Origin of the sequence: Microbulbifer sp. NBRC 101763, from assembly GCF_040371615.1 — a bacterium.
Taxonomy (GTDB): Bacteria; Pseudomonadota; Gammaproteobacteria; order Pseudomonadales; family Cellvibrionaceae; genus Microbulbifer; species Microbulbifer variabilis.
Genome location: NZ_BAABQV010000001.1, coordinates 668,763 through 681,970 on the forward strand (window position 1 = coordinate 668,763; position 13,208 = coordinate 681,970).

Genomic DNA, 13,208 nt, shown 5'->3' on the forward strand with positions numbered 1-13,208 from the left:
GGCTAAAGAGCAAAGTATGAAAAAACTACATATAGCACTGTCCACTGATAGAATTGAGGAAACAGTACAAGATTATAGTACTCGCCTAAACTGCGCCCCGTGCTCTTATGTTGCCGGTGAATATGCTTTATGGCGCACCGACTCACTGAACCTATCTGTCCGCAAAGACCCAAAGTGCAGATCTGGGACTCTTAGGCACTTGGGATGGGAAGATCCGGCTGCAACCGCTTTTACCCAAGAAAAGGATGTTAATGGTATCACTTGGGAGCACTTTAATGCTCAACAGCAGGCGGATGAAATTAATAATGCCTGGAGTAGTGCTAATTATCATCCAAACAAGTAATTAATTCACGAATTTGATTAGTATTTAAATTATATTAAGAATGTTGAAAATTTAAACCAAATTATTGCTGAATGTCTAATTAAACAGACCTACCCTATAAGTCTGTGTAAAATTTGTTCGCCTTATAAATTTTGTAGGCAATGGATAAAGGATGAACAGTTAATCTTTAACTATATATAAGATCCTAAGCTTGATACAATCCTTCTTTTATCATTAAGAAGTATATCGGATGTTTGCTAGAAAAAAGGGGATAGGGGGGCAGTTTGCCTGCCTTCTTTTGGGGTTGTTGGCAACTAATCAGAGCTGGGCTTTTAAGTTAAAGAGTCATGTATTTGTTGGTCAACAAGTAATCAATGATCTTGCTGATGATGGCAAGCTGACTTTTGAAATCAATAATAATTACTATGATATCGATGTTCCAGATGATGTTTCTTCAGCGATTCTGAAGAATCAGTCCGCTTATCTGCTTGGCAATATTGGGCCCGATGCTTCTCCCGATTTTGTAGTTGGGCAGACCAGCGTTCACCCTGGAGCACTGGATAAAAATGAGGCTGGTGATGCGATAGTTCAAGAGGATAGCACGCGTTATAACACAGACGATTGGCTAAAGTACTTGCTGACCCAGAAGGACACCTCTAATATAGGAAAAGCTTATATCTATGGATACCTCGGGCATGCCTCAGCGGATGTATTCGCTCACACCTATGTAAACCAGTACTCGGGTGATATTTTTGCTATTTTTGATGGTGAAAGTTTAAATGAAAAGCGCCATATAGCTCTTGAATCTTATATTGATTCCAGGGTACCTATTCTGCGTGATCACCTCGGAAAGATCCTCGGTGAGCCTCACCAAAGAATTGATCTCAATGATGATGAGCTGTTTGAGTTTCTTCGAGACAAGCTTATTTATGCTGATATTCCAACAGAACAGTATGGAAAAAACCCCCTGGCATCTCACTTGGCTTCAATTTCAAAGTTCAGGGAACAGCTATATAACCAGGCAATTGATGCAAATGGCTATTGGCACACCATTGATGTATGGGTAACCCAATACCTTATTAAGGATTGGACTGGTTATGAGATGCCAGAGTCAATGGCTAGTGATTTGAATAACATTGCCAATGATTTTATTGATGAAGTTAATATAGGTATCGATAAAGCTCAATCAATAAGTAATAACTTACTAAAGTACAGGCTTGATTTTGAGGGGCGTGGCTTTGATGGGGTAGCAGATGCCTTAGATAAGGTGCAAAGCTCACATACCAAGCTAGTCAACAAAAAGCATGAGTTAGAGAAGGCTCAGCTGGACTGGCGCACAGAAGTAACGGCAAAAGGTTGTGAGTTTGCCCTTAAAACAATTGACCCCGCTGGTCTGATTGACAAGTCAATTGACCTTGATCCTATTGCTAACATGTTGGGTGTTGATGGTGTAGAGGACCTGGTAAAGTTAGCTTTGAACCCGGGGAGTCTATTTGATGGTGATGGTGATGAGCACTGGTATGCGAGAGATTTTGATATTTCAGCACATCAACTTTTCTCAGACCAATACCTCTATGAGCAGCATAGAAAAATAGAGAGCGAAGTCCCCTTTAATAGTAGATACCCTAGACATCTAACATATATGATTGATGGTGTTACAGATGTTTTGAATTTAGCACGAGAAAACACTCAGGCACCATTTATTCCTATTGCATCAAGTAATATTTTTATTCCTCTTATTAATGACAAAAAATATGATTGGAAGATGCGTGTATCTTTAGATCACAATGTTGTAGATCATTTTTGGGTTCGTGAGGCGGAATCAGAAAAAATGATAATCAGTATGCAGGCTGATAAGCTCATCTCAGATGATGTAGATGTATGCGAGAGCCTTGCAAAGACTGTTCACGCCAGCGAATATGCAGCGCTTAAAGTTATTCATGATCTAGAAGAAGAAGCCAATGATTTGGCTAAACAAAATATTGAGGATGCTAGAGAAGCTCATGCGGAAATGCAAAAAGCACAGAAAAATCTGCATGCCATTGCAGATGCCGCCATCGATCTTTTGCAGCTTCTGAATAGTAATGTTAGCCCGATCCAGTCCAAATTTGAGATGTGGAAATCAGGGGTTGATGTTGCAATGTTGGAATATACACGCACTACCGCTACCATGATGGTAAATACCATGGATAAGAATGCTAGTAGTGTAGATCCTTTAACTGATTGGGTATATTGTTATGGCCCAACTTTTATTGGGGTACCATCGCAAGTTTGTGATATTTGGCAAAATGTCGATAGTATGATCGATTCCCTGTCTGATGTTTTGACGGTTCTTGATAATGCGCCAATTCCTCTTACGGTACGCAATGCCAGAGAAGAGCTCCGAAAGGCAATTGATGGGTTAAAAGGGGAGGTAAAGGAGTATGCGATTGAAGAGGTGGAAGATGTGCTGCCCACCGAATTCAAGGAGTTACTCGACCTGCTTGATGCACCCATGACCGATACTGCGCTGAATACCTGGTATTCGAAAAATGAATCCAATACTCAGCATTTGGTTAAAATCCCAGATATGGCTTATCGAGTCACAGCAGAGATGCGCCTGGATGGTAATGGCGACTACAGTGTGAGTGAGTATCCAGTAGTAGCAAATGCCATTACTTTGGCGAAACTAGCCTTGCTGGATACGGAGGGGCTGAAAGCATTAGCCAGGACTCAAGGTTTGAGCGAGTCTATTTTTAATGGATTAAGCGCTGATAATCTTGTTGCTGGTGCCTTCAAAAGCATCGACGGTAATCATCAATGGATGTTGTGTGCACCACCGTTACCAAGATCTATTGGGAGTGAGGACAAATACCGTTTCTTTGATAACTTCTCTACATCATCAGGTTTTGTGCTATGGAAAGACTGGCGTGCAAAAAATGATTTGTTTGATGGTTTGTTTAAGGGACCGTTAACCGCTGGAGTAACCAATCCTACTGTGATAGGTTTTGATTGGATTCTTGATGCAGGCTCTTCTTACAGAACACTGAATGAGAGCTTCCCATATCCAGATCGTCAATGCGCCATGCCCTAATAAGGTTGACCTCTTTTGTATCACCTTATTGGTGAGTCGAGGAGTGTAGGATAGAAAGGCCCCTAAGAGCATTTTTCTAATGGGGCCTTTCTATTAAATCTTATCTACTTTATTTAGGCAGGAATTGCCTGCCTAAATACCTGTAAAATTTTTTTCAAAAAGTACATATATTTTCTTGTTGGCTCTAAGTGTATTGGTAATCAGATCGATACAATTGCTTTGGCGCTAATTGCTAATAAAATTTAGGAGCACTCTCATGTGAGTAATAGATGGGCGAAATTAGTAGTTTTTGAAGCCGTGCCAATTATCACCCTGACAAGTAGTGATTGTTGGTATTGAGTGCTAAATAAGCAGTAAGTTCTATAATCCCTGCGCATTCAACTGACTTAGACTGCGAGATAAAATGTCCGCCTGGCAAACTAATAACCTCCAGGGACTCTAATAGAAAGCTCAAAGTTTTAATTAGTCTCTTTGACTACTAAATAGTCATTCACAGGGCGGATATAAACCGAAGCTATGCTGAATTTTCGAATTGGTGTGTCTATTTTTGTAATATTTATAAATCGTTGTTTTAGTATATCTGTATTCGTTTGCTTCAACGACTGAAAAAGCTGCTGAGATTTTTCGTCTGTGTCATAATCATTGAAGCCTGAGAAGTTGACTATCAATCGGCCTACGAAGTTGGGTTTCATAATTCAAACTGACAGCCATTTAGAAAATCTGGATATGGCTGATGGTGGTGAGACAAAGCTGACAATAAAGACAATCTCTTTTACTCTATTCTCTGTTAATTTTCATAGCTCATAGGCTAACCTGCCGGAATAGAACTCCACAACCAGAAAAAGGATTTCTTCCTTTGTCATTTTTTCTAGTGATACTGCTTGTTCTGAGCAGTCTTGTCCTTCTAATTCTGGGAGGTAAATTGCCTCGTAATTTAGTGTCTTGGGAAGTGCTTTTATCAGGTCGTTAAATAAGATGTCAGTGCCATCCAGGCCGGGTAGAAATACAAGTTTCAAAGTCATCACCTCAGAATCCTGAACTGTTTTTACCGATAGAAATATGTCTGGGCATTTCAGTTTAGGGTTGCTACTTATTAATAGAGATGCTTGTGTGCATATATAATCTGGATATATTCAATTTTTGAATAATTATTACAGTTGTGGATGGTTTCGAGAAGTTAAAAAGTATATTTTTTAATTTAGAGATGATAAATTACGTGGTATTTGTTTTATTGCAAACATAAGAGGTCGACCATGTTGTTTAAGGTTTTTTCCGTATTCGATTGGAAATCGATAATACTTTAATCGAAGATGTCAACTTAAGTGGGTGGTAGTTGGTATTTTAGTTCCAGGTGAGGCGGTATTTCAGGCTGCTTTTGAGTGGTAGTGAGAACAATAACTTTGAGTTGGTAGTAGATTTGTTGTCGTTTTTGTTGGTGAGTATTTTTACACTTTAAAAAGAAAGATGAATATTAGAATTGTTTCGTTAGTAAAAGTGGTTTTAATTGGTTGTTTGTTGAGTGGGGCTGGAAAAATTTGGGCTGAGGAGGAAGTTGCAACCTCACCTGTACCAGGATGGGTAACAAATGTAGTTATTCCTGAAGTAAGTAAGACTCCAAATGACAAAATTCAGAATGGAGTTCATTACTTGCTGTTAGATACACAAGTTAAGGTGGGTGAGGAGAAGGCGCCAGATTATTTCTTCCGGATGGCTGAAAACATTATTAATCAAGAGGGAGTAGATGAGAGTTCGCAGATTAGCATTAACTATGATCCTGTCTATCAAAAAGTAGTTCTGCACTCTATTAATGTTATACGAAATGGAGAAGTGTTAAATAAAATCAATACAGCGCGTATGGATTACATACAGCGTGAAGAAGAAATGAGTGAATTGATTTATAGTGGCCAAATAACATTAAATATTCTTCTGGATGACATTAGGGTAGGGGATGTTGTAGAGTATAGCTATACTCGCTCGGGAATGAACCCTGTCTATCAAGGGCTATTTGCTTATAGTTTCAATCTTAACTGGTCTGTTCCATTAGAAAGTCATTTTCTTCGCATACTTTGGGAAAAGCCAAATCCTCTCCAGTACTCGATCGTAAATAGTGATTTAGAATTAAAACGACGGAATCTAGGTGATGCCAATGAGTTTATTTTACAGGATAGTAAAATTGACCCTTTGAAGTCTGATGATGATACTCCCTCCTGGTTTAGTCCATGGGGGGCTGTTTACTTTAGTGAGTCTGAGACATGGGAAGATGTTGGTATTTGGGGGAGAGGGTTGTATGAGGATGTATATCATATTAATGAAGATATCTCGAAGCTAGCAGATAATATAAAATCAAACTCATCAGATAAGGGTTCCCAGATATCGGCTGCACTAAAGTTTGTTCAGGATGAGGTGCGTTATTTAGGAATAGAGTTGGGGGAAAATTCGCATAAGCCCAGATTGGCGAGTGAGACATTAAGAAACCGCTATGGTGACTGTAAAGATAAAACCGTACTATTTCTTACTCTACTAAAAGAGTTAGGAGTTATAGGTTATCCTGCGTTAGTTAATACGGAGTCAAAGTTAAAGAATAAAATCCCTAGTGTCAGATCCTTTGATCATGTCATTACCTATTTTGAGTTTGAGGGTAAAGAGTACTGGGTAGACCCGACTAGAAGCTATCAGCATGGTGCTTTAGATACAATCCACCAACCAGACTATGGAAAAGCACTCGTACTAAGACCTGGCGTCGATAACTTAACAGAAATGCACCCGACTTTTGCAAAATTTGGTGTGTTTGTAAAGGATGAGTTCAATATTCCTACTGAAGGCTCTGTAGCATTTAAGTCAAAGACTGTTAATTATGGATGGAATGCTGAAAGACAAAGGCGAGGCTTAGCGAGTAATGGGCGAGACTCAATTCAGAATGGATATCTGGAATTTTTTGAAGGCTATTATCCTGGTATTGAAGTTGAAACTATAGTTGAATTTGAAGATGATCTTGAGAGGAATATTTTTTCTTATGCCGAGCAATATAGGATTGAAGAGTTCTGGGAGAATAAGCCTGAAAGAGAGCGGTATGAAGTTGATTTTTATGCAAATATTGTCAGTTCGGCGATTTCAAAATATGATGATAGGAATAGGCGGCACCCTCTAGAATTATTGTATCCGGAGCTAATCGAGCAGATCATCGAAGTCAACTTTGAAGGGGATGATTGGTCCTTTGATAATGAGTTTTTTGAGGAAGATAACAAATTTTTCCACTTCAAGAATACCGTTGATTATCAGGAAGCCACTAAAAAACTGAGGTTAGAGTATTCATACCAAAGCAAGATTGATCATGTTAAGGCTGAAGATTACGAGTCTTACATTGAGGCAATTGAAAGGGTAGAAAATCACTTGAGCTATGGTGTCTACAAACGGTATACAAATTCTTCTATAGTAAATGAGGTCGAAGGGGGGTTGGTGTCTCAGTTGTCTGTCGCCACATTTATTTATATATATGCATCTTTCTATGTGCTGCTTATTTTTATGTGGCGTTATGAAAGGTGGAAAAATCCAGTTAAACAAGACGCGATTTATTACCCAGTTTCTCTAGGTAAGTTGATAGCGATGTGGATTTTTACTTTTGGATTATTTGGTGTCTATTGGTTCTATAGGAATTTTAAGTATATTCGGGTACAGGAGAACAGCGCAATCATGCCGGTTGCCAGAGGGATATTTAACGAATTTTGGTATTTCCCCCTTTGGAACAATCTAAAAGAGGATAGCGTAGACCGTTTTGGTGTTTCTCACTTGCCTGGTAAAAAATTGGCAATCCTATTGGCTATAATCTTTCTAGTCTCGTCGATTTTAGGACATATTACAGATTATGTCTTGCTATCCTTGCTGATAAGTGCATTAGCTATATTGCCTCTAGCAAATTATATGATTTTTGTTAATGGTGCCAAATCATCTGCAGAGATAAATAATTCCCGTTGGGGTATTAGGCATGTTCTATTGATTTTACTTGGCCTGCCTCTATATGTGATTCAAATAGGAGGCGAAGTTGGGTTGACTCCGAGCGAAGCGGTAATAGATGGCAGCGAAATTTCGGCTGATAACATTAAGTTTATGCAAAGACAGGGGATAATAAAACCAAAAGATGAAGTTGAATATTTTTATAGTGATGCCCTTTTATTTGTGAGAGATGATGGGAACGGCTTCACTCAACGTCATGTATTTTCTTATTGGAAAGAGGAAGGGGTATTACAGAAAGAAGTGGCGACTTATGACAAAGTAGAAGATATCCAGGTTGAATGGGGGGGCTTGGAGGATAATACTACGGTCACCATCCTTAGGAAGGATGGTAGTGACTTCATCCTCTATGTTTCTGGCGTAGATGGTAGGGATAAACTATTTGTCAATGCCCTGAAAGCACAATGGCAGTCTATTCAGTAATTATTTTTTAACGAAAAGGTGGTAGATAGCTTTAAGTTTAAGAGGCTGGCCGCTATCTATCCCGGTTTAAGGGTTCGGACATTGCTGACCTCAAATTAGGAATAAACAAATGATTACAACCATTGATATCGGTATACCTAATGCCCTTGCATTCAAAATATCTGGAGATATTACTGAAAGTGATATTTCTGAGGCATTTGACCAGATGAAAGCCCTTGGGGAGAAATATGAAAAGATCACAATTTACGAAGAAATAGAGTCATTCGATGGCCTGGAGTTTTCGGCAGTTGTAGAGAAGTTCAAGTACCTATTTGAGGTTGGCATCTCAAATATATGCGCCGTGGCGATTTTGACTGATAAAGAGTGGCTTAAGAAAGTTGTAGGTGTTGAGGATAAGCTGTTTCGAGGTATTGATATGAAGTGCTTTTCTCCAAACCAGCACACAGATGCGGTACATTTTTTAATGCAGTATGCACCTACTGATGATTAATTTATAGCTTAGTTTTCATTCTTGTAAGACGGTGAGTTTATGTCAGAGGCATTAGAATTGGCAAAATATTACTTTGACCTTTCAAATCAGAGTAATTTTGTCGAGATAGAAAATCTATTTGATCAGTCTTCCACATTCTGTGCGCGAGATGGCGCACTCTATCTGGGTGTGAAAGATATTATGGTGATGCAAAGGGTCCATCATGGCTCTTATAGCAAGTTAGAATGGATTGTAAATAAAGTGGATGAGGTTAAATCCGGCATTATTCGTTTTGATTTTGACTTTGAGGGCACTACTCAAGAGGGTGAAACTGTCAAAATGTCTGGCGTGGAGTTTGTAATTGTCGATAGGGGAATCATTCGACATATAGATGTTCGAAGCCAGTAAGATTGCGATCTACTGAGGTTCACGGTAGGTTGTTATGCTAACGATATTAATAATGAGGATAATCCGGAATGGCTATGGTTGTTGAGCAGATTGAAGGTTTTGATCTTGTGGGGCTTAGTACAAGAACCAAGAATGCCAATGAGGCAGATCCGGGCACTGCAAAGATTACCCCCCTTTGGGATAAGTTTGGCGCAGAAGCTGCACCAAAATTGCGTGGCACTCCCAAGGTGTATGGTGTGTATACCAACTATGAGTCAGACCACACGGGCTTGTTTGATGTCTTTGCCTGCTCCGACATGCTTTCTACGGAGATGTCAGAAGACTTTAAAACAGTTCATATAGAGCCAGGCAAGTACCTTGTATTTGGCGCACAGGGTGAGATGCCCCAGGCAGTTATCGATCTCTGGGGGGAAGTGTGGGGTCATTTCTCAGCACCGGACTGCCCTCATGAGCGAGCTTACACTACTGATTTTGAGCACTATGCAAGCCCTAACGAAGTTAAGATTGCTATTTCTATCAAATAGTAATGCAATCTTTTCGATGCTTACTGCGGCGAGTACCAGATTGGTGAGCTGAAGGCGCGCCCTTGCTGAATGAGGGGCACCTTCTCGTCCATATCAATGCCAAAACGCACCTTATCGTAGAGCGTCCAGCGAGGTGTCGGTATTTCAAGGGCGCGCAGATAGTAGACAGCGCTTTGCTTGGGGTTAAACTCCGGGTCTTTGAAAAGCCCAATCAGCTGGGGTTCGCCAATAGTGTTCGAGTATTTGGCTGTGTCCAGATCAACGGTGTTGCCTACAGGTGGAATCTTACCGGCACTGTCTATTTTGCGCCCACCGGACCACTTTACATTAAAGATCTTTTCCCTGGTGAGCCCGTTGTCATCCAGCCAACCTTTAATGATTTGTACTCGGTCTAAGTTAGCTCCTTGAGGGTCTTTCAATACAGCTACAAGAAAGGTCGCTTTTTGCTCCTCGGTGGCGGGAGGCAGCTTTTGCCCCATCGGTACCCCTTTTTTATAGCCATTCGCCACTATGTCTCCTTTGATATCTGCATCCGTATAGTCATAACCGCCAAAGAAGCGCACGGAAATCCGGGGACCTGTGGTGGCGAAGGTCTCCTTGCGGTTCATTGCATCCCAGATGGCTTCGCGGGTATTCTCTCTAGCCCATACACCAGTGATGCCCGAAGCGGCTTGCTCCCATCCAAAGTACTCGCCACCGACCCCTTTCAATAAGGGAAAGGCCCAGCGTTGTTTATTACTGGGTTCCAGGGTTTTGAACTTGCCGTAGAAATTATCCTGATCAGGAGTGGAGAGGCCTGTGTGAGTGTCTGTACCTGCATTGGCACCGTATTGAAAAGGGTTGGTGCCCAGGGCTTTCTCCAAGCGCAGTCCGGATTTGAGAGCCTCGCGCCAATACTCGTACTGTAAGGCACCGGGAGGTTTGGGTTTCAGGATTAGGTTACCGCGGTCCCAAAGGTCCCAATTAGCGAATTCATCCTCGGGAGAAAGGGCAGGGTGAGACTCACTCTGCCCTTTTACCTGAACAAGTTCATAGAGTGGCTCATAGCGCGCACGAAGCCGAGCCCACTCTGGAGTTAGGGGAGAGCCGTCAAACTGCTTCTCGATAAACATGCGCCCATTGGACATATTGCCGTTGTGTGGAATCGCTAATACTCGCCCACCAGTTTTATCCTCATAAGCCTTCATCCATTCCCAGAGTTTTACCGGGTTCTGGGTGTCGAAAGTAGTCAATGGCATCAGTGATTTGGTGCGATCGGCTCCATCGCGAAATATGACGTTGCGATGCAGGTTATCACCGCCATCGGCATTGACCGTCCACTCGAAAGCAATAAAAGTAGTGAACTCACCGGGTTTGTAATAGCGCTCTGCGGCGTCAACGGTTCTCTCCCAAGCGGTACGCATCCACTTGGGATCCATTACCTGTTTGGGGAGTTTGCCTTGGGACTGGAGAACAATGACCTCGCTCTTGGCATTATTGGTGGCTTCCTCGCTGCCGGAGGCGAGAGCATCGTGCCAGCGTTTAAGGGTGGGGTCGGACATCATCTCCGGGTTGCCAGCGACTATCTCACTAATAACGCCCATGCCGTCGGAGTGATCGGTGATCATAAACCAATCATAAGGTCGGTTTAATTTTGCTTTGAGTCCGCTGTTGGAAGTAACTTCCTTTCCCAGCGCAAACTGATAAGCATCGTCCGGGGTGAGTATTGCGCCGTCCAACCCCGCGTCGACAGACCAGCCAGTATGGACATGTGTATCGCCAAAATAGACATTGCGTGCGATACGTTTGTCAGAACTTTCCTGGGCCTCTATCTCTGCTTTGATCTCCGGTGCCATGGCGGTAAGCACCTCACGCTGATTTTTTTCCTGTGAGACTTGTTCGTTCTTTTTATTAGGTTGCTCCTCAACTTCACCATTATTTTTTCCGCAGCTATATAGGCCTGACGCGACTGACAGGGCGATCAGAATACTTTGCAGTTTTTTTATTTGCATGCCGGGCGCTCCATTGCCTGGGCAGAAAATGAGTGGCGCCGATATTGATTTCGGTACCGCCTCCTTAGGTGAAAATACAGCTAGCATAGTTGAGCGGCGTTTTTTTAGGGGCGGGTAGGCCGAAGGGTGGGTCTTGTTATATCGCGGAACAATGGATAGTCTTCCATGCCCCACTGGATTGGCAGGTTTGCGCACAATCCTGACCCGCATTAGTTAATTTAGTCAGATTGCAAAAGCTGAGCGCAATTTACTCCATCTGCCGTATCAGACTTAAAGCAGGTTTATGAGCAACAACGAAAAGCGTCCACTCTATATCCCCCACGCCGGTCCCTCCCTGTTGGAGATGCCACTGTTGAATAAAGGTAGTGCCTTCACTTTAGAGGAGAGACTTGAATTCAACCTGGCCGGGCTTCTGCCAAATAATGTCGAAACGATTGAGGAGCAGGCTCGGCGCGCTTATCTACAGTACCAGCAATGTAAGACGGGGCTGGACAAGCACATATATCTGCGAGGGATTCAGGACGATAATGAAACCCTGTTCTTTTACCTGATTGAGCATCATATTGATGAGATGCTGCCGATCATCTATACGCCCACCGTAGGGGCAGCCTGTGAGGAATTTTCTAACATTTACCGCAATCATCGCGGTCTGTTTGTCTCTTACCCAGACCGTGAATATATTGATGATATTTTGCGAAGCGCTACCAAGGAAAACGTCAAGGTTATCGTAGTGACCGATGGTGAGCGTATCCTCGGTCTTGGCGATCAGGGTATTGGTGGAATGGGTATTCCTATCGGAAAACTATCCCTGTACACAGCCTGTGGTGGTATCAGCCCGGCTTATACACTTCCCGTCACCCTGGATGTTGGCACCAATAATCGCACCCTCCTCGGCGACCCCATGTATATGGGCTGGCGTCATGAGCGCATTTCCCAAGAGGAATATGATGAGTTCTTAGAGCAGTTTATTGAGGCGGTAAAGCGTCGCTGGCCCAAGGTGCTGGTACAGTTTGAGGATTTTGCCCAGACCAATGCCATGCCACTGTTGCAACGCTACAGGGATCAAATCTGCTGTTTCAATGATGATATCCAAGGCACCGCCGCTGTCACTCTGGGGACCATTCTGGCCGCCTGCAAAACCTGGCAGGAGCCATTAACGGCCCAGCGGGTTCTGATTGTGGGTGCCGGTTCCGCCGGTTGTGGAATTGCCGAGCAGGTAGTGTCCGCCATGGTGCAGGCTGGCCTTAGCGATGCAGATGCGCGCTCGCGCATTTTTATGTTCGATCGCTATGGGTTGGTAACCTCTGATATGAAGGGGCTACACGATTTCCAGGCTGCACTGGCCCAGTCTCCGGATATCTTGGATGGGGCAGCCGAATCAGACCTGCAAAGCCTGATTAGCAAGGTAAAGCCGAGTATTCTTATTGGCGTATCCGGACAGGGTGGTTTATTTAGCCAGCAGGTGATTGAGGCATTACAGAAGGGCCATGAGCGCCCGCTGGTGATGCCGCTGTCAAACCCCACCTCCCGCGCTGAAGCGACCCCTACAGAAATATATACCTGGACCAAGGGAGAGGCGCTGGTGGCTACCGGCAGCCCATTTGCCGCAGTGGAAATTGATGGGCATCACCACCCGGTGGCCCAATGCAATAATGTGTATATTTTCCCGGGTATTGGCCTTGGGGTGATTGCCGCGAATGCCACGCGGGTTACCGACGGCATGTTGATGGCAGCCTCCAATGCCCTGGCAGAGCAGGCGCCAGTGGTGAAGCAGGGGGAGGGCGCGTTATTGCCACACTTGGATGATATTCGAGAGGTGAGCATTGATATCGCCAGGGCTGTGGCTGCCCAGGCACAGCTCGATGGGGTTGCGCCCAAAGTGAGCCATGAGCATCTGGAGAAATCTCTCAAGCGTAACTTTTGGCAGGCCGACTATCGCAGTTACCGCCGTCGTTCTTTCTGACCACTTAATAACAGCCCTGGCCGGGTA

General features: G+C 43.3%; 9 protein-coding genes. 7 read left to right on the plus strand and 2 right to left on the minus strand.

Annotated elements, in window-relative coordinates:
* Window positions 1-16 precede the first annotated feature (16 nt).
* Window positions 17-343 (plus strand): hypothetical protein, encoded by a 327-nt coding sequence (locus ABWV76_RS03095; RefSeq protein ID WP_282950900.1) that lies wholly within the window; start codon window positions 17-19, stop codon window positions 341-343.
* A gap of 229 nt (window positions 344-572) precedes the next feature.
* A complete protein-coding gene (locus ABWV76_RS03100) occupies window positions 573-3,395 on the plus strand; it encodes a zinc dependent phospholipase C family protein (RefSeq protein WP_020415036.1) in 2,823 nt (940 codons plus the stop codon).
* A gap of 794 nt (window positions 3,396-4,189) precedes the next feature.
* Here the strand turns inward: ABWV76_RS03100 and ABWV76_RS03105 are convergent.
* Entirely contained in the window at window positions 4,190-4,417 is a 228-nt protein-coding gene (locus ABWV76_RS03105) for a hypothetical protein (RefSeq protein ID WP_353375189.1), read from the minus strand.
* 442 nt (window positions 4,418-4,859) lie between these two features.
* Between ABWV76_RS03105 and ABWV76_RS03110 the strand changes: the two genes are divergently transcribed.
* The 4 genes from ABWV76_RS03110 (at window position 4,860) to ABWV76_RS03125 (ending at window position 9,227) form a co-directional block, all read left to right on the plus strand.
* Window positions 4,860-7,826 carry a DUF3857 domain-containing transglutaminase family protein gene (locus ABWV76_RS03110; protein WP_353375190.1) on the plus strand — a complete coding sequence of 989 codons (2,967 nt, stop codon included), beginning with the start codon at window positions 4,860-4,862 and terminating at the stop codon, window positions 7,824-7,826.
* A 109-nt stretch (window positions 7,827-7,935) separates the two neighbouring features.
* Window positions 7,936-8,316, plus strand: a complete 381-nt coding sequence (locus ABWV76_RS03115; protein WP_020415040.1) for a SpoIIAA family protein — start codon at window positions 7,936-7,938, stop codon at window positions 8,314-8,316.
* A 39-nt stretch (window positions 8,317-8,355) separates the two neighbouring features.
* On the plus strand, window positions 8,356-8,703 hold the full coding sequence (locus ABWV76_RS03120; RefSeq protein ID WP_353375191.1) for a hypothetical protein: 348 nt from the start codon (window positions 8,356-8,358) through the stop codon (window positions 8,701-8,703).
* A 68-nt stretch (window positions 8,704-8,771) separates the two neighbouring features.
* On the plus strand, window positions 8,772-9,227 hold the full coding sequence (locus tag ABWV76_RS03125; protein WP_020415042.1) for a GyrI-like domain-containing protein: 456 nt from the start codon (window positions 8,772-8,774) through the stop codon (window positions 9,225-9,227).
* A gap of 20 nt (window positions 9,228-9,247) precedes the next feature.
* Here ABWV76_RS03125 and ABWV76_RS03130 read toward each other — a convergent pair whose 3' ends face one another.
* Window positions 9,248-11,218 (minus strand): DUF3604 domain-containing protein, encoded by a 1,971-nt coding sequence (locus tag ABWV76_RS03130; protein ID WP_353375192.1) that lies wholly within the window; start codon window positions 11,216-11,218, stop codon window positions 9,248-9,250.
* A gap of 283 nt (window positions 11,219-11,501) precedes the next feature.
* Between ABWV76_RS03130 and ABWV76_RS03135 the strand changes: the two genes are divergently transcribed.
* Window positions 11,502-13,181 (plus strand): NAD-dependent malic enzyme, encoded by a 1,680-nt coding sequence (locus ABWV76_RS03135; RefSeq protein ID WP_020415045.1) that lies wholly within the window; start codon window positions 11,502-11,504, stop codon window positions 13,179-13,181.
* The last annotated feature ends 27 nt before the right edge of the window (window positions 13,182-13,208 follow it).